This is a genomic window from Rathayibacter sp. AY1C2 (assembly GCF_002931195.1).
Classification (GTDB): domain Bacteria; phylum Actinomycetota; class Actinomycetes; order Actinomycetales; family Microbacteriaceae; genus Rathayibacter.
This window is the reverse complement of the sequence record NZ_PSWG01000005.1, coordinates 148,004-172,905: the sequence shown is the minus strand read 5'-3', so window position 1 is coordinate 172,905 and position 24,902 is coordinate 148,004. Positions and strand designations below refer to the sequence as shown.

Here is a 24,902-nt window from a genome sequence, read left to right as displayed (position 1 = left end):
TGAGTAGCGACCACGCGGCGCAGCGGGCTGCGCCGGCGGTGGGCTACAGACCGAGAAGCTTCTTGGCGACCTTGGCGTCCTGCGGGGCGAGGACCTGGTCCTGGTTGAGGCGGCGCGTGCGAACGCTGGACTTGGACTCCAGGTTGTGACGCATGCCGGCCTGCTGCTTCATGACCTTGCCGGAGCCGGTCACCTTGAAGCGCTTCTTGGCACCCGAGTGGGTCTTCATCTTGGGCATGTTCTCTCCTTGTGAACGTCACTCCGCGCTCGGCGGGGCGAAACCGGTGCCCCGCGAGCGGGGCGTCCACCGGCCCCGAGGCCGGGGCGGCGAAGTACTAGACGGACTCGGCCTCGGCCGTGTCCTCGGGGGTGTTGGCCTCGCGACGAGCGGCGCGGACCGCATTGGCCTCGGCCTTCGCCTCGGACTTGTTCTTCAGCGGGCCGATGACCATCACCATGTTGCGACCGTCGATGGTCGGGGTGGACTCGACCTGGCCGAACTCGGCGACGTCCTCCGCGAAGCGCTGGAGCAGGCGGACGCCCATCTCGGGGCGCGACTGCTCGCGACCGCGGAAGAGGATCATCGCCTTGACCTTGTCGCCGGCCTTCAGGAAGCCCTCGGCGCGCTTGCGCTTGGTCTCGTAGTCGTGCTTGTCGATCTTCAGGCGGAAACGGACCTCCTTGAGGATCGTGTTCGCCTGGTTGCGACGGGCTTCCTTGAGCTTCTGAGCCTGCTCGTACTTGAACTTCCCGTAGTCCATGATCTTGGCCACGGGCGGCTTGGAGTTGGGGGCGACCTCGACCAGGTCCAGGTCTGCGTCCTGCGCGAGTCGCAGGGCGACCTCGATCTTGACGACGCCGACCTGTTCTCCTGCGGGACCCACGAGGCGGACCTCGGGGACGCGGATACGGTCGTTGGTACGGGGATCGCTGATTGCGTTTCTCCTCTGATCTCGGTGAGTGCAGCTGCGCTGCCGGAGTCTTCTCCAGCGCACCCGAGAGAGGTGATCGTCCCGTCCACGTCGTGCCTGCAGCACGGCGCTCGCACCCTGTGACGCGGTTCCCGAGGCGGACCTCGAGAGCCGCAGCCCTGCCTCCGGTGGTCTGACAACCCTCGGGGGCGGAGTGCTTCTGACCCGGTAACCTTGTGAAGCGGTCAAGCGCGGGTGGGAGAATCTCCACTTTCGAACCGAGGACATGCCTCGGAGCCCGGACAACCATAGCAGACCGGCGGCCCGCCCGACAGACCGGATCCGGCCGCCCCTCGATCCTCTGCTCCGGCGGCCGCGCCCCTCCACCACGGACGACGAACGAAGGACCCATGGCCCAGTACGACGACGACTACACGCGACGATTCGGCGAGGACGGTGGAGCCTCCGACGTGGAGGCCGCGCGCGACATCGCGGAGGTCCCGGCGGTGGAGATCATCACCACCGCCGCCGTGCACCTGATGAGCGCGGCCGCCGTCAAGTGCGGGCTCGCCGACGAGCCCGGAGCGCAGGTCGACCTCGACGAGGCGCGCAAGCTCATCAACGCGCTCGCGGGCCTGGTCACGGCCGGGGCGCCCGACATCAGCGACATGCACGCCCGGAGCCTGCGCGACGGCCTCCGCACCCTCCAGCTCGCGTTCCGTGAGGCGTCCCCGATCGCCGACCCGATCGGCAAGGGCCCGGGCGAGAAGTGGACCGGCCCGGTCACCTGATCGGGAGTCAGCGGGCGGCGGCGAGCTGCAGCGTCATCGAGTCGACGCGCTGCGCGACGGTCTCGTCGGCCGCCCACCGCTCCCCCAATCGCGCGACGAGGGCGCCGAGCGCGTCCTGATCGAGCCCCGGGCGCAGGCTCAGGACCACCACGAGCTCGGGCCCCGCGAGGCGCTGCTCCGGGTCTCCCGCGCGCACCTCGAGCGAGGCGACCGCCCGCTCCCCCTCCGCAGCCGCGCGCAGAGCCAGGAGCACCTCCGCATCGGCGGGGGCCGGCCGCCAGTCGCCGCCCTCCGCGATCGCCCAGAGGGCCGGGCGCCGGACCGCGAACTCCCGCTCGGACGCGGGGTCGAGGACCATCACCTCGGTGCCCTCCGCGACGGCCGCCAGGGCCGCGCGGCGCCCGTCGACAGGGACGGGACGGGCGGCCGGGTCCCACCGGCGCATGCTCTCGACGCCGCTGAAGACGGGGAGCACCGTGCGTCCGTCGGGTCCGGCGACCGTGACGATCGCGAGCTCCTGCGTCTTGTCCGCCCGGAGTCCCCCGACCCCCTCGGCCTCCTCGCCGAGGCGGGCGACCAGCGGGATGAGCAGGCGGGACGTGCGGAGCGCGTCGACCACGGCCTCCGGGCCGCGAGTGCCGCGGGTGAAGGACTCGAGCGCGGCGACCAGCGCCTCCGGGGCGCTCCCGTCGTCCTCCGGTGCTGCGCTCGGCTCGAAGTGCCGGCCCGCCCAGGGGGTGCCGGCGGAGTCGGTCAGATGCGCCGGGAGCGGGCGGGGCTCACTCGGATGCGACATCCAGGGCCTCCGCGAGCGTGAACGCGCCCGCGTACAGCGCCTTGCCGACGATCGCGCCCTCGAGCCCCTGGGGCACGAGGTCGCGCAGAGCGGCGATGTCGTCGAGGTTCGAGATGCCGCCCGAGGCGATCACGGGGCGGTGGGTGCGGGCCATGACCTGCTCGAGGAGCTCGAGGTTCGGGCCCTTGAGCGTGCCGTCCTTCGTGACGTCGGTGACGACGTAGCGGGTGCAGCCGGCCTCCTCCAGGCGGTCGAGGACCTGCCAGAGGTCGCCGCCCTCCTTGGTCCAGCCGCGCGCGGCGAGCGTGGTGCCCCGGACGTCGAGACCGACGGCGATCTGGTCGCCGTACTGCGCGATGACGCTCGCGGCCCACTCGGGGTTCTCGAGCGCCGCGGTGCCGAGGTTGATGCGCTTCGCGCCGGCGCTCAGCGCGGACTCGAGGCTGCGGTCGTCGCGGATCCCGCCGGAGAGCTCGACGTTGACGCCCTTCACCTGCCGGATGACCTTCTTCATGATGCCGTGGTTGTCGCCGCGGCCGAAGGCGGCGTCGAGGTCGACGAGGTGGATCCACTCCGCGCCCTGGTCGGCCCAGTCGCCCGCGGCGTCGATCGGGTCGCCGTAGTTGGTCTCGGTCCCGGCCTCGCCCTGCGTGAGCCGCACGGCCCTGCCGCCCGCCACGTCGATCGCGGGCAGGAGGACCAGGCCCGGGGCCTTGGTGAACTCGCTCATCGTCATCCTCAGTCTCGGAGCCGGTGCCGGCCCCTGGAGGCGCCGACCACCGGCCGATCCTAGTTCGTGCGGAGGGTGCCCAGCCAATTGGCCAGCAGCCGGAGCCCGGCGGCCCCCGACTTCTCGGGGTGGAACTGCGTGGCCGAGAGCGGCCCGTTCTCGACCGCGGCGATGAAGGGGCCTCCGTGATCGGCCCAGGTGACCGCGGGACGCGGGAACGGGGGCATCACGTCGAGCGACCACTCGCGGGCGCCGTAGGAGTGCACGAAGTAGAAGCGCTCCTCGGCGATGCCGTCGAAGAGCACCGAGCCCTCGGGAGCGGAGACGGTGTTCCAGCCCATGTGCGGGACGACCTCGGCCGGGAGTAGGTCCACCGTCCCCGGCCACTCGCCCAGGCCCTCGCTCTCGACCCCGCGCTCGACGCCGCGCTCGAAGAGCACCTGCATCCCGACGCAGATGCCCAGGACGGGGCGCCCGCCGGCGAGGCGCTTCTCGATGATCTCGCCGCCGCGGGCGCGGGTCAGCGCCGACATCACGGCGTCGAAGGCACCGACGCCGGGCACGAGGAGGCCGTCCGCCTCCAGCGCCCGCTGCCGGTCCCCCGTCAGCTCGACGTCGGCCCCGGCGAGCTCGAGCGCCTTGACGGCGGAGTGCACGTTCCCCGAGCCGTAGTCGTAGACCACGACGGAGGGGCGGGCCGAGCTCACAGCGCGCCCTTCGTCGACGGCACGCCGGAGACGAGCGGGTCGAGGGCCTTGGCCTGACGGAAGGCGCGGGCGAACGCCTTGAACTCCGCTTCGGCGATGTGGTGCGGGTCCCTGCCGCCGAGCACCGTGACGTGCACGGTGAGGCCGGCGTTGAACGCGATCGCCTCGAAGACGTGACGCACCATCGACCCGGTGAAGTGGCCGCCGATCAGGTGCAGCGCGAAGCCCTCCGGCTCGCCGGTGTGCACGAGGTAGGGGCGCCCCGAGATGTCGACGACGGCCTGCACGAGCGCCTCGTCGAGGGGGACGAGCGCGTCGCCGAAGCGGGAGATCCCGGCCTTGTCGCCGAGCGCCTGACGGATGGCCGTGCCGAGCACGATGCCGATGTCCTCCGCGGTGTGGTGGATGTCGATCTCGATGTCGCCGCGGGCCCGGACGTGCAGGTCCGTGAGCGAGTGCTTCGCGAACGCCGTCAGCAGGTGGTCGAAAAAGGGCACGCCGGTCTCGAGATCGGCGACGCCCGTGCCGTCGAGGTCGAGGGAGAGCTCGATGCTCGACTCGCTGGTGGCACGGCTGAGGGAGGCGGTGCGCCCGGGTGCGGCGCTCGGGGAGGTCATGCCTCCCAGTCTATTCGCGCCGCGTCGCCGCCCCCGGGCGGAGCTCACTCGCGCGAGAGCGCCACCGTGGCGTCGGCCGACGGTGCGGGCAGGGAGGCGAGCGCCTCGAGGAACGCGGTCGTCTCCTCCTCGGTGCCGGCGCTGACACGGAGGTGGTTCGGGATGCCGACGTCGCGGATGAGGACGCCGTGGGCGAGCAGGCCCTCGAACATCGCGGCCGGATCCGCGACGCCGCCGAAGAGGACGAAGTTGCTGCCGGTCCTGTACGGGCGGTAGCCGAGGGCGCGCAGTCCGTCGATCATCCGGTCGCGCTGCACGATGATCTCGCCGACCATGGCGAGCATCTCGTCGGCGTGAGCGAGGGCGGCGGTCGCGGCGGCCTGGGTGAGGGCCGACAGGTGGTACGGGAGGCGGACGAGGCGGAGCGCGTCGATCACCGCGGGGTCGGCGGCGAGGTAGCCCAGGCGGACACCGGCGAAGGCGAAGGCCTTGCTCATGGTGCGGGACACGAGCAGGCGCGGTCGCCCGGGGAGGAGGCTCAGCGCGGTGGGCGCGCCCCTGCCGGCGAACTCGGCGTACGCCTCGTCGACGACGACGATGCCGTCGGTCGCGTCGTAGACAGCCTCGATCACGGCGAGGTCGAGCGGCGTCCCGGTCGGGTTGTTCGGAGCGCAGAGGAAGACGATGTCGGGCCGGGCCCGGCGCACCTGCTCCGCGGCGTACTCGGCTCCGATCTCGAACTCCGCCTCGCGCGGAGCGGGGATCCACTCCGTTCCGCTCCCCGACGCGAGGATCGAGTACATCGAATAGGTGGGCGCGAACCCCAGCAGCGAGCGCCCGGGACCGCCGAACGCCTGAAGGACGTGCTGGAGCACCTCGTTCGATCCGTTCGCAGCCCACACGCCGTCCGCGGTGAGCCCGTGACCGAGGTAGCCGGCGAGGGAGTCGCGCAGCTCTCGGAACTCGCGGTCGGGGTACCGGTTGACGGTGCGCAGCGCCTCCGTGACCCGCCCGACGATGTCGGCGATCACGTCGTCCGGGACCGGGTGGGTGTTCTCGTTGACGTTGAGGGCGACGGGCACGACCGCCTGGGGTGCACCGTACGGGTGCCTGCCTCGGAGGTCGTCGCGGAGGGGTAGGTCGTCGAGAGTCGTCACCAGGGAATGGTAGCGAAGCACCCGGCGCGGACGTCCGGGCAGCCCGGCTCAGCGAGCGGTGTCGTACTCGGCCGGGACCGCGAGGCGCTGCCCGGGCTCGACGCCCGCGCTCGAGAGCTGGTTGAGGGAGAGGATGTCGTCGACCACGTCGCGCGGGTCCGCCTGCGGGGCGAGCTCCTCGGCGAGCGACCAGAGCGACTCGCCCGCATGGACGGTGACGTACTGGAACTCGACCGCAGCGGCATCGCTCGACGCGACCGCTCCACCGCCGTTGAGCCCGAAGGCGAAGGCGCCCGCCACGATCGGCAGGGCCCCCAGAGCGGCCACCACGGCGCGGCCGCGGCGCGTGAGGCGCAGACGGGTGCGGACGATGCGCGCCTCGCCGAACGCGTTCATCGGCTCGGGAGCGGACGGCAGGACCTCGACGGGCCGAGCCGCGGACGAGCGCTGGAGCGGGCGGGAGGTGAGCTGTGCGGTCATGGGATCGCTCCTTTCAACGGGGATTCGGGGAGGCCCTCGGCCGGGAGGGCCGCCCCGAACGCCTGTACCGAACATATCTTCGAACGACGGAGCGGTCAAGGGACCGTCCGGCTGATCCGCGGGCGGACTCGCGCGCGACACACTCGAACGAATGTTCCGAGTCGTGAGTTCCGGCGGATACAGTTTCGAGAGCCTGGTCGTAGTACAGCAGCGACCACCGACATTCCTTGTCGGGTCGCGACCGGGCGGGCGCGCACGCGGCGTGCGCACCGGGAAGAGGGAGCATCGTGAGCGACGCGCAGAGGGCCGGGAACCCGGCCGCCAAGACGAAGGCGGCCGCGGGCCGGCGCCGGAAGAGCCTGAGCGCCAAGCAGCTCGCGATCCTCGACGCGATCCAGCGCTCGGTGTCGAGCCGCGGCTACCCGCCGAGCATGCGCGAGATCGGCGACGCGGTCGGCCTCGCCTCGCTGTCGAGCGTCACCCACCAGCTCAACCAGCTCGAGCTCAGCGGCTACCTGCGCCGTGACCCGAACCGGCCCCGCGCCCTCGAGATCCTCATCGACGTCCCCAGCTCGACGGAGGACGACGGGTCGTTCGAGTCGACCGCGACGGTCGGCGACGCGGCGATGGTCCCCCTCGTCGGCCGGATCGCGGCGGGTGTGCCGATCATGGCCGACCAGCAGATCGACGAGGTGTTCCCGCTTCCCCGGCAGCTCGTCGGCAAGGGCGAGCTCTTCATGCTCAAGGTCGTCGGCGAGTCGATGATCGACGCCGCGATCTGCGACGGCGACTGGGTCGTGGTCCGCTCGCAGCGCACCGCCGAGAACGGCGAGATCGTAGCGGCCATGCTCGACGGCGAGGCCACCGTCAAGGTGCTGCGCCAGCGCGACGGCCACACCTGGCTGCTGCCCCGCAACTCCAACTTCGAGCCGATCCTCGGCGACGAGGCCGAGGTGCTCGGGAAGATCGTGGCGGTCCTCCGCTCGGTCTGACACCGGGAACGCAGGAGGGGCCCGACCGGCGTGCAGCCGGCCGGGCCCCTCCCGCGTTCGACGGGCACCGGCGATCGGGGCCCGCGCCCCTCCGTCGCGGTCACGGGAAGGCGGAGGAGGGCCGCCGAAACCCCGTCGCCGAACCCTCCGGCCGCCGCCGGTCGGTGGTGCGGGTCGCCGCACCCCCTCCCGGATGCGCCGAGCGCCCGCCTCCCTGACGGGGAGACGGGCGCTCGGGTGGTGGCGATCAGGCCTGGACGGCCGCGCGCGGAACCGCGAACTCGGTGAGCGAGCCCGCCAGATCGGCGTGCACGAGGGCGACCACGTGGGTGCCGCCCTCGACGTACTGCGTCGACAGGATCCGGCCGCTGCGGTGCAGATGCGAGATCACGTCGCCCCGGTCGTACGGCACGAGCAGGTCGATCTCGACGTCCGGCTCGGGCAGGATCTCGGCGATCCGCGCCTCCAGCTCGTCGATGCCCTCGCCGCTGCGCGCCGACACGAAGATCGCGTCGGGAGCGAGACCGCGCAGCACCAGCCGCGTGCCCTCGTCCACCAGATCGGCCTTGTTGAAGGCGATGATCTCGGGGATGCTGCGGGCGCCCACCTCGCCGATCACGTCGCGCACGGTGGCGATCTGCCCGGCCGGATCGGGGTGGGAGGCGTCCACGACGTGGACGATCACATCGGAGTCCGCGACCTCCTCGAGCGTCGACCGGAAGGCCTCGACGAGCTGGTGCGGAAGCGCTCGGACGAAGCCGACCGTGTCGGCGAGCGTGTAGAGGCGCCCGTCCTTCGTCTGGGCCTTGCGGACGGTGGCGTCGAGGGTCGCGAAGAGCGAGTTCTCGACGAGGACGCCCGCGTGCGTCATCCGGTTCAGCAGGCTCGACTTGCCGGCGTTCGTGTACCCCGCGATCGCCACCGAGGGGACGGCGTTGCGCTTGCGGTTCGCGCGCTTGGCCTCGCGGGCGGGCTTCATCGCCGTGATCTGCTTGCGCAGGCGCGCCATGCGGGTGTGGATGCGGCGACGATCGAGCTCGATCTTCGTCTCACCCGGACCGCGCGAGCCCATTCCGGCTCCCGCGCCCACCTGTCCGCCGGCCTGGCGGGACATGGACTCGCCCCAGCCGCGCAGTCGCGGGAGCAGGTACTCGAGCTGCGCGAGCTCGACCTGCGCCTTGCCCTCGCGGCTCTTCGCGTGCTGGCTGAAGATGTCGAGGATCACCGCGGTGCGGTCGATCACCTTGACCTTCACCACGTCCTCCAGCGCACGCCGCTGGCTCGGTGCGAGCTCGGTGTCGGCGACGACCGTGTCCGCGCCGAGGGCCGCGACGAGCCCCGCGAGCTCCTGGGCCTTGCCCTTGCCGAGGTAGGTGCTCGGATCGGGGTGCGGGCGGCGCTGGAGCAGGCCGTCGAGGACCGTCGCTCCCGCCGTCTCCGCGAGCGCGGCGAGCTCGTGCAGCGAGTTCTCCGCGTCCTCCAGCGAATTCTGCGAGTACACGCCGATGAGCACGACGTTCTCCAGGCGCAGCTGGCGGTACTCGACCTCCGTGACGTCCTCGAGCTCGGTCGAGAGGCCGGCGACGCGTCGCAGCGCCTGCCGGTCGTCGCGGTCGAACTGCTCGCCGTCGCTGTTCTCGCCCTCGTGGCCGGCGCTCTGCAGCGCCTGGGCTCCACCCGCGACGAAGCGCGAGTACCCTGCCGAACGCGACTGCGCGTTCGCCAGGACCCTCGAGACGACGTCCACGGCCTCGGTCGTGTCGGTCTCGTTCAGGTCTTCCGTCATCCGGATAACACTAACTCCTCAGGTCTTGATAGGTTCACTTCTCATGGCCGCCGAGCACTACTTCTCGAGTACTCCCGACGGCGACCTCCGGCCCCGCAGGATCCAGGCCCGCCTGGCCGGCCGCGACCTCGAGGTCACGACGGCAGGAGGGGTGTTCAGCCCCGGTCACGTCGATCTCGGCACGCGCGTCCTGCTGGACGCGGTGCCCGACGCCCCCGCTGACGGGGACCTGCTGGACCTCGGCTGCGGCTGGGGCCCGGTCGCCCTCGCGCTCGCCCTCGCCTCCCCCGACGCCCGGGTGTGGGCGGTCGACGTCAACCAGCGGGCGCTCGAGCTGGTCCGTCGCAACTGCGAGGAACTCGGCGTCCTCAATGTCAACGCCGTGCTGCCCGAGGATGTTCCCGACGACGTCCGCTTCCGCACCGTGTGGTCGAACCCGCCGATCCGCATCGGCAAGGAGGAGCTGCACCTCCTGCTCGAACGCTGGCTGCCGCGGCTCGAGGAGGGCGCGGACGCCTGGCTCGTCGTGCAGCGCAACCTCGGCTCCGACTCGCTCCAGACCTGGCTCGGCGCCGCGTTCGCCGGGTGGCTCGACGTGGAGCGCGTCTCCTCGGCGAAGGGCTTCCGCGTGCTCCGGACGACCCGCCGGGCCTGACCGGGTCCTCAGTCGATCCGGATCGTCCCGGTGAAGACGAGGTCGGCCGGGCCGGAGAGCCCGACGTGCTCGCTCTCCTCCGCCGCGAACATCGTCACGCCGAGCGTGCCGCCCGGGACCTCCACGCGCCAGGCCTGCGGAGCGCGCGCTCCCGCCCAGTAGCGCACCGCCAGTGCCGCCGCCGCGGCACCCGTGCCGCAGCTCAGGGTCTCGCCGCTGCCGCGCTCGTGCACGCGCATCCGGATCCGCCCGATCCCGTCGTGGACCAGGGGCTCGCCGGGAACCACGAACTCGACGTTCGCGCCGTCCTCGGGCTCCGGGTCGAGCTGCGGGATGTAGGAGAGGTCGGCGGAGTCGAGCTCCTCGTCGTTGCTGAGGGCGACGACCACGTGCGGATTGCCGAGGTCGATCCCGAGACCGGGGCGCGCGACCTTGAGCTCCTTCGCCCGCACCAGGGGCTCGCCGCCCGCCAGCTCCCAGCGGCCGAGGTCGACCTGGAACCCGGCACCGCTGCGGGTGACGTCGCGGACGCCGGCGCGGGTGCCGATCGGCAGGGTGTCGCCGGGCTCGAGCGCCGCGAGGCCGCCCGCGAGCAGGAACGCGGCGTAGACGCGGATGCCGTTGCCGCACATCTCGGCGATCGAGCCGTCGGCGTTGCGGTAGTCCATGAACCACTCCGCCTCGCTCTCCTCGGCCAGAGCCGCGGCGCCCTCCGGGATCGCGCGGGAGCGGACGGCACGGATGACGCCGTCGGCGCCGACGCCGAAGTGGCGGTCGCAGATCATCGCGATCTGCGCGGGCGAGAGGTCGACCTCACCGTCCGGGTCGCTGAAGAGCACGAAGTCGTTGCCGGTGCCCTGGCCCTTGGTGAAGTGCAGCTCGATCGTCATGGCGCACAGCCTAGCGAGGAGCGGGAGCGGCGGCCTGGGCGGCGGCGTGCGCCCGCGACACCAGGTCCGGCGCGTCGTACGGGAGCCGGTGGGCGCCGGCGTAGCGCCGGAACCAGCTGTTCTGCCGACGTGCGTAGCGGCGCGTGAGCGCCTGCGTCGCCGCGATCGCCTCCTCCTCGCGGAGGACGCCGGCACGCTGGGCGAGCGCCTGGGCGTACCCGATGGCCCGCCCGGCTGTGACGCCGCGCTCCAGGCCGAGGGGGACGAGCCGCTCGACCTCGTCGAGCATCCCGGCCGCCCACATCCGCTCCACCCGCCGGTCGAGGCGCTGCACCAGCTCCTCCCGCGGAGCCTCGAGGAACAGGATCGAGGCGGGGCGCCACCGAACCGGCTCGTCGGACATCAGCGCGCTGTGCGTGCTCCCGCCGGTGAGCTCCGCGATCTCGAGCGCGCGGACGATGCGCCGGGCGTTGTGCGGACCGATCCGCTCGGCCACTCCGGCGTCGATCCGGCGCAACCGCTCGACGAGGGCGCCCAGGCCCTCCCGCTCGGCGGTCTCCTCGAGCCGGCGCCGGACGGCCGGGTCGGTGCCCGCGAACGAGAACTCGAAGACGACGCTGGAGACGTACAGACCGGAGCCCCCGACGAGGATCGGCGTCGCCCCGCGCGCCAGCACGCTCTCGATCACGCGCCGCGCCTCGCTCTGGTAGCGGGCGACCGACGCCTCCTCCGTCACGTCGAGGACGTCGAGCAGGTGGTGCGGGACGCCCCGACGCTCGTCGGCGGGCAGCTTCGCGGTGCCGATGTCCATCCCGCGGTAGAGCTGCATCGCGTCGGCGTTCACGATCTCAGCGGCGCCGCCGTCCTGCCGGATCGCCTCGGCGAGCTCGAGCGAGAGGTCGGACTTGCCCGTGCCGGTCGCGCCGACGACCGCGATGAGCTCCGGCGCGGTATCGGGGGCTCCGGTCTCAGCGCTCGCCATCGAGGGCGTCGTAGATCGGCGTCGTCAGCGTGCCGGCGTCGCGCACGCGCAGCGACGGCAGGCCCAGCGAGACCCGGGGCGCCCCGCTCGCGCCCGGGGCGGCCGGAACTCCGCAGGACTCGGTCTGCGCCCGGTCCCAGGCGTCGCCCGCGCGGGTGCGGCGGATGCGGAGCGGCGCGCCGTCGGGCGAATCCGCCAGGAGGTAGAAGGGGGCGGCACGGGTGACCCGGACGGAGACCACGTCTCCGGGACGCGGCTGCTCGGAGCCCTCGGGCACGTCGAAGTGCACCAGACGGCTGTCCTCGGCGCGTCCGCTCAGCCGGTGCGTCTCCGTGTCGCGGCGGCCCTCGCCGGTCGCGACGAGGACCTCGACCTCTCGGCCGACGACCGTGCGATTCTCCTGCTCGCTGATCGCGTCCTGCAGGGCGACGAGCCGCTCGTAGCGCTCCTGGACGACCGCCTTGGGGATCTGGTCGGGCAGCGTCGCGGCCGGGGTGCCGGGCCGGATGGAGTACTGGAAGGTGAAGGCGGAGGCGAAGCGGGCCGCCTCGACCACCCGCAGGGTCTCCTGGAAGTCGGCCTCCGTCTCGCCGGGGAAGCCAACGATGATGTCGGTGCTGATCGCCGCGTGCGGGATGCGATCGCGCACCCGGTCGAGGATCCCGAGGAACTTCTCGGAGCGGTAGGAGCGGCGCATCGCCTTGAGGACGCGGTCGGAGCCGGACTGGAGCGGCATGTGCAGCTGCGGCATCACCGCCGGCGTCTCGGCCATGGCGTCGATCACGTCGTCGGTGAAGGCCGCGGGATGGGGGCTCGTGAAGCGGATCCGCTCGAGCGCGTCGATGGTGCCCGCCGCGCGGAGCAGCTTCGAGAACGCCTGGCGATCGCCGAACTCGACGCCGTAGGAGTTCACGTTCTGGCCGAGAAGGGTGACCTCGATCGCGCCGTCGTCCACGAGCGCCTGGATCTCGGCGAGCACGTCGCCGGGACGCCGGTCCTTCTCCTTGCCGCGGAGCGAGGGGACGATGCAGAAGGTGCAGGTGTTGTTGCAGCCGACCGAGATCGAGACCCAGCCGCTGTAGGTCGAGTCGCGCTTCGTGGGGAGCGTGGAGGGGAAGACATCGAGCGATTCGAGGATCTCGAGCTGTGCCTCGTCGTTGTGGCGGGCGCGCTCGAGCAGGCTAGGGAGGGCGCCCATGTTGTGCGTGCCGAAGACCACGTCGACCCACGGGGCACGGTCGAGGATGACGTTCTTGTCCTTCTGCGCGAGACAGCCGCCGACCGCGATCTGCATCCCCTCGTGTCGGCGCTTCACCGACGCGAGGTGGCCGAGGTTGCCGTAGAGCTTGTTGTCGGCGTTCTCGCGCACCGCGCAGGTGTTGATCACGACGACGTCGGCCTCGGCTCCATCGGCGGACACGTAGCCCGCCGCCTCGAGCGAACCGCTCAGCCGCTCGGAGTCGTGCACGTTCATCTGGCACCCGAACGTACGGACCTCGTAGGTCCTCGGCCGGGTCTCGGCGACGGGCGACGGGGCGGTACCGAGCGTGCTCATGGTGTGGGATTCTACGCTCCGGTCGGACCGCTCCCGGCTCGCCGTGTCAGCGGAAGCGGACGCTCGACCCCGGCTTGCGGATCGTCTCGCGGACGACGCGCTGCACGAGTCCGCCGGCGTAGCCGCGGCGCGCGAGGAATCCCGTGAGCCGGCGCTCGGCGACCTCGTCGGAGAGCGAGCGCAGGCTCGGCAGGCGCTTGCGCGCGAGCTCGAGCGCCGTGCGGTACTCGTCGTCGCCGTCCAGCTCGTCGAGCGCTGACGCGATCGCCTCGGGGTCGATCTTCCGCGCGCGCAGCTCCTGCTGGATGGAGGAGCGGCCGAGCTTCTTGCGGTCACGGAGCGAGACGACCAGCTGCTCCGCCATGCGGAGGTCGTCGAGGTAGCCGAAGCGCGTGAAGCGCTCGAGGATCTCGAGGGCGTCCTTCTCGGCGACGCCCTCCGTGTAGAGGCGCGCCTCGACCTCGGCGACCGAGAGGCTCTTGCGGGAGAGCCCCCGTACGATCCGATCCGCGACCTGCTCCGGATCGATCTCCTCCGGGATCTCGATCGCGTCGTCGTCGTCCTCGTCGTCCGCGTTCTCGACGAACGCCGGCACGCGCCGGGCGACATGAGCCGAGAGCTCGGCGATCCGCTCGGAGGCCGGAGACGCGGCGCCCCCGAGGGCGGAGCCTCCCGACTCTCCTGCGACCGTCCGGGGAGCACTGGTACTCGGCGTCCCGGCTCCGGACGGCTCCGGAAGCGACCCGGCCCCGTCGGCGTCCGGCGCCGCCGGAGCCCAGCCCTCGTCGCCCGCCGCACCCCGGTCGACCCAGGGCAGGAAGGCCACGGGGCGGCCCTTCGCCCCCTCCGCGGCCTTCTCCGCCACGGGCTAGGCGCCCTTGCGCACGGGCTGCTTGGTCTCGATCGCGACCGGCGCGGCCTCGACGGCCGCGTTCGGGTCGACGATCACGCCGAGCTTGACCAGGATGCGCTTCTCGATCTCGGCGGCCACATCGGGGTTGTCGATGAGGAACTGGCGCGCCTTCTCCTTGCCCTGGCCGAGCTGGTCGCCGTCGTAGGTGTACCAGGCGCCCGACTTGCGGACGATCTCGTGCTCGACACCGAAGTCGATCAGGCTGCCCTCGCGGGAGATGCCGACGCCGTAGAGGATGTCGAACTCGGCCTGCTTGAAGGGCGGGGCCATCTTGTTCTTCACGACCTTGACGCGGGTGCGGTTGCCGACCGCGTCGGTGCCGTCCTTCAGCGTCTCGATGCGGCGGATGTCGAGGCGGACCGACGCGTAGAACTTGAGCGCCTTGCCGCCCGCCGTGGTCTCGGGGCTTCCGAAAAAGACGCCGATCTTCTCGCGCAGCTGGTTGATGAAGATCATCGTGGTGTTCGTGGTGTTCAGTCCGCCGGTCAGCTTGCGCAGCGCCTGGGACATGAGGCGGGCCTGCAGGCCGACGTGGGAGTCGCCCATCTCGCCCTCGATCTCGGCACGCGGCACGAGGGCCGCGACGGAGTCGATCACGATGAGGTCGATCGAGCCCGAGCGCACGAGCATGTCGGCGATCTCGAGCGCCTGCTCTCCGGTGTCGGGCTGCGACACGAGGAGGGAGTCGATGTCGACGCCGAGCTTCTTGGCGTACTCGGGGTCGAGCGCGTGCTCCGCGTCGATGAAGGCGGCGATGCCGCCGTTGCGCTGCGCGTTCGCGATCGCGTGCAGCGTGAGGGTGGTCTTTCCGGAGGACTCTGGGCCGTAGATCTCGACGATGCGGCCGCGGGGGAGCCCGCCGATCCCGAGCGCGACGTCGAGCGCGATCGAACCGGTCTGGATCACCTCGACGGGAGCGCGGTCGTCGCTTCCGAGGCGCATGACGGCGCCCTTGCCGAACTGGCGGTCGATCTGGGCGAGTGCGGTCTCGAGGGACTTCTCGCGGTCGGAGGAACTGGGCATGGCCGTCTCGCTCTCGTGTTCGTGTTGGTGTCGCCTACAGGCTGTCGCGACATGCCGGTGGCTGTCGGAGTGACAGTGCCGGCCGGCTGCGACAAGGCGGTGAAGCAGGTCCGTTCAGGTGCCTCCGACGGTACGCCCGACCACCGACATCGAGGCCGAGCGAGAGCGACTCCGTGGAGACGGGGCCGTTCCTGCTTCTGTGGAGGAGCCTAGACCCGTTCGAACACGGATTCGAGCACGAGCCGTCGGCGTGTCGAACACGGCTTCGGCGACGGGAGCGTCAGCGGTGGCGCTTCCGCGGATCCACGCCGTGCCACCGGGCCTCCGGGACGTCGTTGGCGCGGCAGAGGGCGAGCCAGACCTCGCGCGGCTCCGCTCCGTCCGCGAGGGCGCGCTCGGCGGTGCGGCCCCCGAGCTCGGTCAGCACGAGGTCCGAGACCAGGACACGGGCATAGGCGCCGCCGAACTCGTCGTCCACCAGCTGCCGGAACTCGCTCAAGCGCATGCGTCCACGGTAGCCGCTGCCCGGAGGCCGCACTCCCCCGGGAACGCCGAAGGGCGCCCGGCCGGAGCCTGGGCGCCCTTCGGGTGGAACGGGTGCGGTGAGTGGAGGGGACGGGGGCCGACTACTGCGTGACGAGGTCCGCGTCGAAGCCTGCGACCATGTCGGCCGGGATGGTGTCGGGGATGGTGTCGATGCCCTCGATGACGGCGAGACGATCGCCGACCTCGCGCATGATCACCGAGATGGGGGTGTCGAGGGCGTCGGCGACAGAGGCGAGGATCTCCGAGGAGGCCTCCTTCTGACCGCGTTCGACCTCGCTCAGGTAGCCGAGCGCAACGCTCGCCTTGCTCGCCACCTGACGGAGCGTACGACCTTTCTGCAGGCGAAAGTCCCTGAGGACATCGCCGATCTCCTGACGAACTAGAACCACTGGACCCTCCTTCTCCACGTCAACCGCATGTCGTGCACCTGCACCGCGAGCACGAGCGCCGGAGATTCCGGAGCGGGTGATCGGGGGGCTGGGACGAGAGAACCGGATAGCTGTTCACTACCCGGTTCGTATGGTGTCGACTCTAATACCGGATGACTGGACTTTGCGTGTGAGCGACACCAGTTGTAACCGGGCCGCAATGCGGCGCATTCCGATTCCCGAAGGGCCCCGGCTGGGTATCCGCCTCATGGGCCGCGGGAGATCAGCTCCGCGCCGAGGGCGAGAGCAGCGTCGACCGAGGCGGCGCGGATCGCGGCGCGGTCGCCGTCGAACCGGTGCTCACGGACGAGCTCGTCCTCGCCGAGCACGGCCGCCACGAAGACGGTGCCGACGGCTGCATCCCCCTGCGGATCCGGACCGGCGACCCCCGTCGTCGCCAGGCCGAGCGTCGGACGCCCGTCGGCTGCGAGCCGCGAGGACGCTCCGCGCGCCATCTGCACGGCGACTCCGGGATCGACGGCCCCCCGCTCGCCGAGGACGCGCGCGTCGACCCCGAGGAGCCGGTCCTTGAGGTCGGTGGCATAGCTCACCACTCCCCCGCGGTACACGGCGGAGGCGCCGGGCACCTCCACGAGGGCGGAGCTGAGCGCGCCGCCGGTGAGCGACTCCGCGACGGCGAGGTCGACACCCCGCCGCCGGAGCTCGGCGATCAGCTGCGCGGCCGTCACCGCGTCGACCGGGCGGCCCGGCTCTGGCGGGCGGCGTCGGCGAGGTAGTCGATCCCGGTGGCGACCGTGAGCACCACCGCGGCCGTCATCGTGATCCCGTTCAGCCAGTGGACCCACTCGCCGAGGACGGCCCAGAGCGGCAGCAGAGCGAGGGAGATCGCGATCGACTGCACGATCGTCTTGAGCTTGCCGCCCCGTGACGCCGGGATCACCCGGTCCGAGAGCACGGCCATCCGGAAGACGGTGATGCCGATCTCGCGCACCAGGATGACGATCGTCACCCACCACGGCAGCTCCGCGAGGATCGAGAGCCCGACGAGCGCCGCACCGGTCAGCACCTTGTCGGCGATCGGATCCAGGAGCTTGCCGAGATCGGTCACGAGGCCCCGGCTCCGGGCGATGTGCCCGTCGATGCCGTCCGTGGCGATCGCGACGATGAAGAGGAGCGCCGCGGCGATCCGGATCCCGCCGTCCTGCCCCCCGTCGGCCAGCAGGAGCCAGAAGAAGACGGGCGCCAGCAGGATCCGGAGGACCGTGATCGCGTTCGGCAGGTTCCAGTTGCCCGACGCGGCCGGAGCCGGTGCGGTGGGGTGGGTCATCGTGCTCCGCCGTTCCTCGCAGTGCGGGCGACCGGGACGGTCACTCGCGTCCCGTCAGCGTCCAGGCGTCCTCGCCGGACCCCTCGTCGTCGTCGTGGTAGTCGGTGGCGGCGGGCCCCGTCGGCTCGGCCAGCGGATCCGCATACGGATCCGGGGCGACCGAGGACGGCGCGGCCGGCCCCTCGCCCGGGTCCTCGCCGCGCATCCGCGCGAGGACGCCCGGCAGCTGCTCGGCGGTGACCAGCACGTCGCGGGCCTTCGACCCCTCGGAGGGGCCGACGACCTCGCGCGACTCGAGCAGGTCCATCAGTCGGCCGGCCTTGGCGAAGCCGACGCGGAGCTTGCGCTGCAGCATCGAGGTCGAGCCGAACTGCGTGCTGACGACGAGCTCGGCCGCCGCGACCAGCAGCTCGAGGTCGTCCCCGATGTCGGAGTCGATCTCCTTGCGCTGCGCCTGCACGGTGATGTCCTGGCGGTACTCGGGCTGCGCCTGACGGGTGACGTGCTCGACGACCTTCGCGATCTCGTCCTCGCGGACCCAGGCGCCCTGCACGCGCATCGGCTTGTTGGTGCCCATGGGGAGGAAGAGGCCGTCGCCCTGCCCGATGAGCTTGTCGGCTCCCGGCTGGTCGAGGATGACCCGCGAGTCGGTCACGCTGGTCACCGCGAAGGCGAGGCGGCTGGGCACGTTCGCCTTGATGAGGCCGGTCACCACGTCGACGCTCGGCCGCTGCGTGGCAAGCACGAGGTGGATGCCCGAGGCGCGCGCGAGCTGGGTGATCCGCACGATCGAGTCCTCGACGTCGCGCGGGGCGACCATCATCAGGTCGGCGAGCTCGTCGACCACCACGAGGAGGTACGGGTACGGCTTGAGGACGCGGCTGCTGCCCGCCGGGAGCTTGATCTCGTCCGCGCGGACGGCCGCGTTGAAGTCGTCGATGTGACGGAACCCGAACGAAGCCAGGTCGTCGTAGCGCATGTCCATCTCCTTCACGACCCACTGCAGCGCCTCGGCGGCCTTCTTGGGGTTCGTGATGATCGGAGTGATCAGGTGCGGCACTCCGCCGTAGATGGTGAGCTCCACGCGCTTGGGGTCGATCAGGACCATCCGCACGTCCTGCGGGCGCGCGCGCATCAGCAGGCTCGTGATCATCGAGTTGACGAAGCTGGACTTGCCGGAGCCGGTGGAGCCGGCGACCAGGAGGTGCGGCATCTTGGCGAGGTTCGCCACGACGTAGCCGCCCTCGACGTCCTTGCCGACGCCGATGGTCATCGGGTGCGTGGACGTCGTCGAGGCCGGCGAGCGGAGGACGTCGCCCAGCGAGACGATCTCGCGGTCCGTGTTGGGGATCTCGACGCCGATCGCGCTCTTGCCCGGGATCGGGGAGAGGATCCGGACCTCGTTGCTGGCGACGGCGTAGGAGAGGTTCTTGCTGAGCGCGGTGACGCGCTCGACCTTGACGCCGGGGCCGAGCTCGATCTCGTAGCGGGTGACGGTCGGGCCGCGGGAGAAGCCGGTGACCGTCGCATCCACGTTGAACTGCTGCAGCACCTCGGTGATGGCGCGGACCATCTCGTCGTTGGCCGCCGAGCGCGCCTTGGAGGGCGTGCCCGTCGAGAGGGCGGCCGCCGAGGGGAGGCGGTACGGCGCGTCGTCCTCGAACGAGGAGTCGAAGCCGGCGGTCGGATCCTCCTCGGCGAGGGGCGCGATCGGGCCGGTCTCGATGACGGGCGGGATCGGGACGGCGGGCGCCACATCGAGGCGGTCGAGCCGGATGACCTCGGTCGCGTCGTCGTCGACCACACCGGTCGCGCCGCGGGGAGCGCCCGTCTGCTCGAAGCGGGCGAGCGCGGCCTCGGCGGTCTCGGCCTCGGCCAGCACCTCGGTGGCGTAGGAGCGGGTCGGCGGGTGGGCCTCGTCGTCGCGCTCCTCGAGCGCGGTGTCGAAGCCCTTCGCGCGGCCGCGGGCGGGAGCGGTGCCCTCGAGCACCTCGGTGAAGGAGTCGATCGGGAGCTCGGTCTGCACGGTCGGCTCGTCCTCGCGCCCGGACTCGGTGCGCCGCCACCAGGGCAGCTCTCCGCCGTCCTGCTGCGCGTCCTCCTCCTGCTCGGCCTCCGCCTTCGCCGCGGCCTTGGCGGCGGCCCGCTCGGCCTTGAGGCGGGCGCGCTCCTCGTCGTCGAGCACGGGGGCGCCGAAGAGGTAGCCGTAGAGCTCCCGCGAGCGCGCGCCGATGCGGTTCGGCGGGGTCTTGGTGATGATGAACAGCGACAGCAGGATCACGAGCGACAGCAGCACGGTCGCGCCGGGGACGGTGGCGATCGCCACGAGCGGGGCGCCCACCAGCCAGCCGAGGACGCCTCCCGCTGCCGCCATGGTCTCGATTCCCTGGCCGGGCTGCGGCAGGCCGAGGTGCGCGTGGCAGATGCCGGCGGAGGCGACGAGCAGCGTGATGACGCCCACGCCCATCCGCCCGTTGTCGTCGACGGACCGGGGGTGCCGGAAGAGCCAGAGGGAGAAGAGGAGAAGGACGACCGGCAGCACGTAGGCGACCCGGCCGAAGAAGCCGCCGAAGCTCCACGCGTCGAGCACCAGGGCGACCGGGTCGGTCGCGAGGAACCACTCGACGACCGCGCCCGCGACGGCCAGCAGCAGCAGCAGGAAGGGGACGCCGTCGCGGCGCTCCTCCTTCGCCAGCCGCTCGGGACCGAGGGCGCGCGCTGCGCCGCCCGCGAGGTGGGCCAGCGCCATCCAGAGCCGCACGGCGGGGTTGGTGCGCGGGGCGGACTCGAAGGCCACCGTCTTCGTCTCGGCGGCCGCCTTGCCCGAGCCCCGGCCGGATCGCGGCGCGCCGGAGCGCGGAGTCGCGCTGCCGCGCCCGCGCGAGGTCGTCTTGGTACTGGTCGCCATGAGGCCACCGTACCTGCCGCCCCCGTCAGGGCCGGTGACCCGCGCCGCGACGGCAGGCGCCGATCCGCCGCCGGCCGGGAGGCTCAGGCCTCGATGACGAGCGGCACGATCATGGGCCGGCGGCGGTAGGAGGTGTTGACCCAGCGGCCGACGACTCGACGGACGGCCTGCGAGAGCGCGTGCTGATCGCTCGCCCCGTTCCGCACCGCCTCCTCGAGCGCGGCCGCGATCCGCGGCTTGACCTCGTCGAAGACGCTGTCGTCCTCCGCGAAGCCCTTCGCGTGGATCTCGGGGCCGACGACGATCCGCCCCGTGCCCGCCTCGACCACCACGATGATCGAGATGAAGCCCTCCTCGCCGAGGATCCGCCGGTCCTTGAGGTCGGCGTCGGTGATCTCGCCCACCGACGATCCGTCGACGTAGACGAACCCCAGGTCGAGCCGTCCGACGACGGTCGCCCTGCCGTCGAGCAGGTCGATCACGGTGCCGTCCTCGGCGATGATCGTGTTCTCCTCCGCGATCCCGGTCTCGCGCGCGAGCTGCGCGTTCGCGACCAGGTGCCGGTACTCGCCGTGCACCGGCATCACGTTCAGCGGCTTGAGGATGTTGTAGCAGTAGAGGAGCTCGCCGGCCGCGGCGTGCCCGGACACGTGCACCTTCGCGTTGCCCTTGTGCACGACGGTCGCTCCGAGCCGCGTGAGCCCGTTGATGACCCGGTACACCGCGTTCTCGTTGCCGGGGATGAGGCTGGAGGCGAGGATCACCGTGTCGCCCTCCCCCGGCTCGATCTGGTGATCGAGGTTGGCCATCCGGCTGAGGACGGCCATCGGCTCGCCCTGCGACCCGGTGGACATGTAGACGATCCTGTCCTCGGGGACGTCGCCCGACTTCTTCATGTCGACCAGGACTCCCGGAGGGACGTGCAGGTAGCCGAGATCCGCGGCGATGCGCATGTTGCGGACCATGGAGCGGCCGAGCAGCGCCACGCGGCGGCCCGTGGCGTGGGCCGCGTCGAGCACCTGCTGCACCCGGTGCACGTGGCTGGAGAAGCTCGCGACGATGACGCGGCGGGTCGCCCTGGCCATGACGCTCTCGATGACCGGGCCGATGTCGCGCTCGCTCGGCGTGAAGCCGGGGACGTCGGCGTTGGTGGAGTCGACCATGAACAGGTCGACTCCCTCCTCGCCGAGGCGGGCGAAGGCGCGCAGGTCGGTGATCCGGCCGTCGAGCGGCAGCTGGTCCATCTTGAAGTCGCCGGTGTGCAGCACCGAGCCCGCGTCGGTGACGATCGACACGGCCAGCGCGTCCGGGATCGAGTGGTTCACGGCGACGAACTCGAGCTCGAAGGGCCCGAGGTTCTCGACGTCGCCCTCCTTCACCGTGAGCGTGTACGGCGTGATCCGGTGCTCCTTGAGCTTCGCCTCGACGAGGGCGAGCGTGAGGGTGGAGCCGATCAGCGGGATGTCGCGCTTCAGCCGGAGCAGGTAGGGGACGGCGCCGATGTGGTCCTCGTGGCCGTGGGTGAGGACCACTCCGACGATGTCGTCGAGCCGGTCCCGGATGGGCGTGAAGTCCGGGAGGATCAGGTCGACGCCCGGCTGGTCCTCCTCCGGGAAGAGCACGCCGCAGTCGACGACCAGGAGCCTGCCGTCGATCTCGAAGACGGTCATGTTGCGGCCGATCTCGCCGAGGCCGCCGAGGGGGATGATCCGGAGCGTTCCCGGAGCGAGCGGGGCGGGGATGATCACGGGACCGGGCATGCGCCCTCCTTCTCCAGCGGTGCTTTCTCGGGACGTGCCGCTCGGGCTCAGCGGGTGGTGCCGGCGACCTTCGGGAGGGCGCCGCCGGCCGCGGCGTTGCGGTCGGGCCGGAAGTTGCGGAAGTCGACGCCCGGGATGTCGCGGACCAGGCCGAGCTCGTCCTCGATGAGCGCCGCCTCCGACTCCTCCGGGCCGACCAGGGGCAGCCGCACGCGCGGCGAGGAGATGCGGCCGAGGCCGTGCAGGATGTACTTCGCGGCGACGGTCCCGGGGACGTGCGTCATCACGGCGCGCACGAGCGGCTCGAGCTGCTGGTGCGCACGAGTGGCCGCGTGGAGGTCGCCCGCGTTCACCGCGTCGACGATCGTGCGGTACGGCGCGGCGGCGATGTTCGCGGTGACGCCGATGAGCCCCGTGGCGCCGATGGCGAGCTCGGGGAGCACGTTCGCGTCGTCGCCGCAGAAGTACATCAGGTCGGTCTGGTTGAGCACGCGGCTGACCTCGGAGAGATCGCCCTTCGCGTCCTTCACGGCCAGGATGTTCGGGTGCTTGGCCGCCCGCAGGATCGTCTCGTAGCGGATCGGCACGCCGGTGCGGCCGGGGATGTCGTAGAGGATGACCGGCAGGTCCGTCGCATCCGCGATCATCCGGAAGTGGGTGAGCACGCCCGCCTGCGTGGGCTTGTTGTAGTACGGGGTGACGATCATGTTGCCGTCGGCGCCGGCCTTCTCGCTCTGACGGGCGAGCTGCATGGCGTGGGCGGTCTCGTTCGAGCCGCCTCCCGTGATGATCTTCGCGCGGCCCCCCGCGACCGAGCGGCCGACCTCGACGAGGCGGATCTTCTCCGGGTCGGTCAGGGTGCTGGTCTCGCCCGTGGTCCCGGTGACCACGATGCCGTCCGCGCCCGCTGCGATGCAGTCGTCGATGTGCTTCTCGACACCGGGCCAGTCGACCTCGCCGTCGGCGGTGAACGGGGTGACCAGGGCGACCAGGACCTGGCCGAAGGGATTCTCCGGAGTTGACACGCTGCCAGGGTAGCGGGTCGCCGCCGCGCCGCCGGGAGGAGGTTCCCGGAGCCGCCCGCGCGGACGGCAGCAGGCGGATCGGGCGGGACGGCCCGCTCGTCCTCGCCGGGCGGCGGGCTACGGAGCGACGCGGCCGTTCGCTGTGAAGGCGGCGGCCGTGAGGGGCATCAGCTCCTGGAAGTGCGTCTCCATCTGCTCGGCCGCCATCTCGATCTCGCGCTGCGGGAAGGAGGGGAACGTCGAGTCCTCGCGCTTGGTGCGCAGGGAGAGGAAGTTCATCAGCGAGCGGGCGTTGAGCGTGACGTACATCGACGAGTAGATGTTCAGCGGGAGGACGATCCGGGCGACCTCGCGGGCGACGCCCTCGCCGAGCATCCGCCGGTACGACTCGTAGGCCTGCGTGCTGACGCGGCGCGTCTCCTCGGCGACGAGCTCGGCCTGCTCGGGGGTGCCCGGCTCGAAGGAGTAGGCGCCGGGCTTGCCGACCTGCACGAGGTTGCGGCGGGGACCGGGTACGTAGAAGACCGGGCGGAGCTCGCGGTAGCGGCCCGACTCCTCGTTGTAGGAGGCGATGCGGTGCCGCATGAACTCGCGGAAGACGAAGATCGGCGCCTGCACGTAGAAGGTCATCGAGTTGTGCTCGAACGGCGAGCCGTGGCGGTCGCGCATCAGGTAGTTGATCAGTCCGCGGTCGCGCTTGCGCTGCAACTCGGCGTCGGACTCCTCGCCGTCGAGCGCCTCGGCGAGCGTCTTCTCGCCCTGGGTCGAGACGCGGGCCGCGAACAGCACGTCGGAGTCGTGGGCGCTCGCGCGGACCAGCTCGACGACGACATCACTGCGGAAGACGGGACTACTCGGGTCTGCGCTGAGGCTGCTCTGTTCGGTCACGGATCGAACCTAGACCACGCTCCGACCGCGGCCGTCGTCACATCCCGAAACAGTCGTCCGCGGAGCGCCCGCGCCGACCTACGCTTCCCGGATGGAGCCCGTGACGATCCTCGCCGCACTGCTCGGCCTCGTCGTGCTGGGCGTCGTCCTCGGGGCTGTCCATCGGGCCCGCTCCGGGCGCGTCGCGAGCGCCCCCTCGCGCCAGGACCCCGCGATCGACCCCGGCGAGCTCGTCCCCGGCGCAGTGCTCGGGACCCGGGCCACAGTCGTGCAGTTCTCGACCGACGTCTGCACGCGGTGCCCTGCAGTGCGACGGATGCTCGGGGAGCTCGCCCAGCAGCGGCCCGGGCTGGCGCACCTCGACGTCGATCTGACGCACCGCCCCGACCTCGCGGCGCGCTTCCGCGTCCGGCAGACGCCCACGCTCCTCCTGCTCGATCGAGACGGAGTGCCGCGCAGCCGCGTCGGCGGCGCTCCGACCCGGGCCGCCCTGACCATCGAGCTCGACCGACTCCAGGAGACATGATGAGCACCCGCTCCCCCTCCACCACCGGCGCCACTCCCCCGTCCGGCACCGTCGATCCCCGCGGCCCGAGGGTCGCCGCCGGAGTCACCGCCGCACTCCTCCTCACGGCCGTGGGCCTCGGGCTCGCGGCCGCGGCCCGGGCCGACCTCGACGGCCGGCTCTCCCAGCCCGGCTTCCTCCTGCTGCTCGCGCTCGCCGCCCTCTTCGCCTGGTCGGCCGCGCGCGGCGTCGGCTCCGGCCCCTGGGCGGTGCTGTTCCGCCGGGTGGTCCGGCCGCACCTGGCACCGCCGCGCGAGTGGGAGGACGCCCGCCCGCCGCGCTTCGCCCAGCTGATCGGCCTGGTGGTGACCGGCGCCGGCGTCCTCCTGCACGTCGCCGGCGTCCCGGGATCGGTTCCGGTCGCCGCGGCCGTCGCCTTCCTCGCCGCCTTCCTCAACGCCGTGTTCGGCCTCTGCCTGGGCTGCGAGCTCTACCTCGTGCTCGCGCGGGCCGGCCTGGTCGGGCGCTCGGCCGGCTCCCGGGCGTGAGGCTCTAGGCTGGGTCCGCTT

The 24,902-nt window shown here is 71.8% G+C and carries 27 protein-coding genes; 5 read left to right on the top strand and 22 right to left on the bottom strand.

The features are described 5' to 3' along the window. Positions 1–43: 43 nt before the first annotated feature. Together rpmI and infC are read right to left on the bottom strand one after the other, a co-directional pair. Entirely contained in the window at positions 44–238 is a 195-nt protein-coding gene (gene rpmI / locus C5C55_RS06170) for a 50S ribosomal protein L35 (RefSeq protein WP_055793295.1), read from the bottom strand. A gap of 97 nt (positions 239–335) precedes the next feature. Then, complete coding sequence (infC, locus tag C5C55_RS06165; protein WP_374952931.1) at positions 336–884, bottom strand: translation initiation factor IF-3; 549 nt, start codon at positions 882–884, stop codon at positions 336–338. A gap of 437 nt (positions 885–1,321) precedes the next feature. Here infC and C5C55_RS06160 point away from each other — a divergent pair, with 437 nt between their 5' ends. Continuing rightward, a complete protein-coding gene (locus tag C5C55_RS06160) occupies positions 1,322–1,702 on the top strand; it encodes a DUF1844 domain-containing protein (RefSeq protein ID WP_104313470.1) in 381 nt (126 codons plus the stop codon). A 7-nt stretch (positions 1,703–1,709) separates the two neighbouring features. On the opposite strand, the gene C5C55_RS06155 is transcribed toward C5C55_RS06160, so the two are convergent. The 6 genes from C5C55_RS06155 to C5C55_RS06130 are packed head-to-tail and all read right to left on the bottom strand — an operon-like array spanning position 1,710 to position 6,189. Beyond that, entirely contained in the window at positions 1,710–2,498 is a 789-nt protein-coding gene (locus C5C55_RS06155) for an SseB family protein (protein ID WP_104233278.1), read from the bottom strand. Continuing rightward, positions 2,482–3,228 (bottom strand): bifunctional 1-(5-phosphoribosyl)-5-((5-phosphoribosylamino)methylideneamino)imidazole-4-carboxamide isomerase/phosphoribosylanthranilate isomerase PriA, encoded by a 747-nt coding sequence (priA, locus tag C5C55_RS06150; RefSeq protein WP_104224506.1) that lies wholly within the window; start codon positions 3,226–3,228, stop codon positions 2,482–2,484. Before priA ends, C5C55_RS06155 begins: the two co-directional genes overlap by 17 nt. A 59-nt stretch (positions 3,229–3,287) precedes the next feature. Next, positions 3,288–3,935, bottom strand: coding sequence for an imidazole glycerol phosphate synthase subunit HisH (hisH, locus tag C5C55_RS06145; RefSeq protein ID WP_104224485.1), 648 nt, complete (start codon positions 3,933–3,935; stop codon positions 3,288–3,290). Further along, positions 3,932–4,552: an imidazoleglycerol-phosphate dehydratase HisB gene (gene hisB, locus C5C55_RS06140; RefSeq protein ID WP_104233277.1), complete on the bottom strand. Its 621-nt coding sequence runs from the start codon at positions 4,550–4,552 to the stop codon at positions 3,932–3,934. The genes hisH and hisB overlap by 4 nt, the downstream gene beginning before the upstream one ends. A gap of 44 nt (positions 4,553–4,596) precedes the next feature. Then, the gene (locus C5C55_RS06135; protein ID WP_181067788.1) at positions 4,597–5,709 is read right to left on the bottom strand and encodes a histidinol-phosphate transaminase; all 1,113 of its coding nucleotides are present in this window, start codon (positions 5,707–5,709) and stop codon (positions 4,597–4,599) included. A 48-nt stretch (positions 5,710–5,757) separates the two neighbouring features. After that, on the bottom strand, positions 5,758–6,189 hold the full coding sequence (locus C5C55_RS06130) for a LysM peptidoglycan-binding domain-containing protein (RefSeq protein WP_308470901.1): 432 nt from the start codon (positions 6,187–6,189) through the stop codon (positions 5,758–5,760). Between the two features lie 287 nt (positions 6,190–6,476). Here C5C55_RS06130 and lexA point away from each other — a divergent pair, with 287 nt between their 5' ends. Next, positions 6,477–7,181, top strand: a complete 705-nt coding sequence (gene lexA, locus C5C55_RS06125) for a transcriptional repressor LexA (protein WP_104233276.1) — start codon at positions 6,477–6,479, stop codon at positions 7,179–7,181. A gap of 247 nt (positions 7,182–7,428) precedes the next feature. On the opposite strand, the gene hflX is transcribed toward lexA, so the two are convergent. After that, positions 7,429–8,967, bottom strand: coding sequence for a GTPase HflX (gene hflX, locus C5C55_RS06120; protein ID WP_104233275.1), 1,539 nt, complete (start codon positions 8,965–8,967; stop codon positions 7,429–7,431). Positions 8,968–9,010: 43 nt separating this feature from the next. Between hflX and C5C55_RS06115 the strand changes: the two genes are divergently transcribed. Next, on the top strand, positions 9,011–9,622 hold the full coding sequence (locus tag C5C55_RS06115) for a class I SAM-dependent methyltransferase (RefSeq protein WP_104233274.1): 612 nt from the start codon (positions 9,011–9,013) through the stop codon (positions 9,620–9,622). An 8-nt stretch (positions 9,623–9,630) separates the two neighbouring features. Here C5C55_RS06115 and dapF read toward each other — a convergent pair whose 3' ends face one another. The 13 genes from dapF to thyX all read right to left on the bottom strand — a co-directional run bounded on the left by dapF (position 9,631) and on the right by thyX (position 23,828). Beyond that, on the bottom strand, positions 9,631–10,512 hold the full coding sequence (gene dapF, locus C5C55_RS06110; protein WP_104233273.1) for a diaminopimelate epimerase: 882 nt from the start codon (positions 10,510–10,512) through the stop codon (positions 9,631–9,633). A gap of 10 nt (positions 10,513–10,522) precedes the next feature. After that, entirely contained in the window at positions 10,523–11,494 is a 972-nt protein-coding gene (gene miaA / locus C5C55_RS06105; RefSeq protein ID WP_104233272.1) for a tRNA (adenosine(37)-N6)-dimethylallyltransferase MiaA, read from the bottom strand. Further along, complete coding sequence (miaB, locus tag C5C55_RS06100; protein WP_104233271.1) at positions 11,481–13,049, bottom strand: tRNA (N6-isopentenyl adenosine(37)-C2)-methylthiotransferase MiaB; 1,569 nt, start codon at positions 13,047–13,049, stop codon at positions 11,481–11,483. Before miaB ends, miaA begins: the two co-directional genes overlap by 14 nt. Before the next feature lie 46 nt (positions 13,050–13,095). After that, entirely contained in the window at positions 13,096–13,875 is a 780-nt protein-coding gene (locus C5C55_RS06095) for a regulatory protein RecX (protein WP_181067787.1), read from the bottom strand. Between the two features lie 42 nt (positions 13,876–13,917). Continuing rightward, positions 13,918–14,985 carry a recombinase RecA gene (gene recA, locus C5C55_RS06090; protein ID WP_104224475.1) on the bottom strand — a complete coding sequence of 356 codons (1,068 nt, stop codon included), beginning with the start codon at positions 14,983–14,985 and terminating at the stop codon, positions 13,918–13,920. Between the two features lie 280 nt (positions 14,986–15,265). Beyond that, the gene (locus C5C55_RS06085) at positions 15,266–15,490 is read right to left on the bottom strand and encodes a DUF3046 domain-containing protein (protein ID WP_104224474.1); all 225 of its coding nucleotides are present in this window, start codon (positions 15,488–15,490) and stop codon (positions 15,266–15,268) included. A gap of 121 nt (positions 15,491–15,611) precedes the next feature. Next, complete coding sequence (locus C5C55_RS06080; protein ID WP_068207524.1) at positions 15,612–15,920, bottom strand: helix-turn-helix domain-containing protein; 309 nt, start codon at positions 15,918–15,920, stop codon at positions 15,612–15,614. A gap of 245 nt (positions 15,921–16,165) precedes the next feature. Then, positions 16,166–16,648, bottom strand: a complete 483-nt coding sequence (locus C5C55_RS06075; protein WP_104233269.1) for a CinA family protein — start codon at positions 16,646–16,648, stop codon at positions 16,166–16,168. Further along, positions 16,645–17,247 (bottom strand): CDP-diacylglycerol--glycerol-3-phosphate 3-phosphatidyltransferase, encoded by a 603-nt coding sequence (pgsA, locus tag C5C55_RS06070; protein ID WP_104233268.1) that lies wholly within the window; start codon positions 17,245–17,247, stop codon positions 16,645–16,647. The genes C5C55_RS06075 and pgsA overlap by 4 nt, the downstream gene beginning before the upstream one ends. A 40-nt stretch (positions 17,248–17,287) precedes the next feature. After that, the gene (locus tag C5C55_RS06065) at positions 17,288–20,155 is read right to left on the bottom strand and encodes a DNA translocase FtsK (protein ID WP_104233267.1); all 2,868 of its coding nucleotides are present in this window, start codon (positions 20,153–20,155) and stop codon (positions 17,288–17,290) included. 83 nt (positions 20,156–20,238) lie between these two features. Continuing rightward, positions 20,239–21,915, bottom strand: a complete 1,677-nt coding sequence (locus C5C55_RS06060; RefSeq protein WP_104224470.1) for a ribonuclease J — start codon at positions 21,913–21,915, stop codon at positions 20,239–20,241. A 47-nt stretch (positions 21,916–21,962) separates the two neighbouring features. Further along, positions 21,963–22,940, bottom strand: a complete 978-nt coding sequence (gene dapA, locus C5C55_RS06055) for a 4-hydroxy-tetrahydrodipicolinate synthase (RefSeq protein WP_104224469.1) — start codon at positions 22,938–22,940, stop codon at positions 21,963–21,965. A gap of 117 nt (positions 22,941–23,057) precedes the next feature. After that, positions 23,058–23,828, bottom strand: a complete 771-nt coding sequence (gene thyX / locus C5C55_RS06050) for an FAD-dependent thymidylate synthase (protein ID WP_104224468.1) — start codon at positions 23,826–23,828, stop codon at positions 23,058–23,060. Between the two features lie 91 nt (positions 23,829–23,919). Between thyX and C5C55_RS06045 the strand changes: the two genes are divergently transcribed. Further along, on the top strand, positions 23,920–24,354 hold the full coding sequence (locus C5C55_RS06045; RefSeq protein ID WP_104233266.1) for a thioredoxin family protein: 435 nt from the start codon (positions 23,920–23,922) through the stop codon (positions 24,352–24,354). After that, positions 24,354–24,881 (top strand): DUF4395 domain-containing protein, encoded by a 528-nt coding sequence (locus tag C5C55_RS06040; RefSeq protein WP_104233265.1) that lies wholly within the window; start codon positions 24,354–24,356, stop codon positions 24,879–24,881. Before C5C55_RS06045 ends, C5C55_RS06040 begins: the two co-directional genes overlap by 1 nt. Positions 24,882–24,902 lie beyond the last annotated feature (21 nt).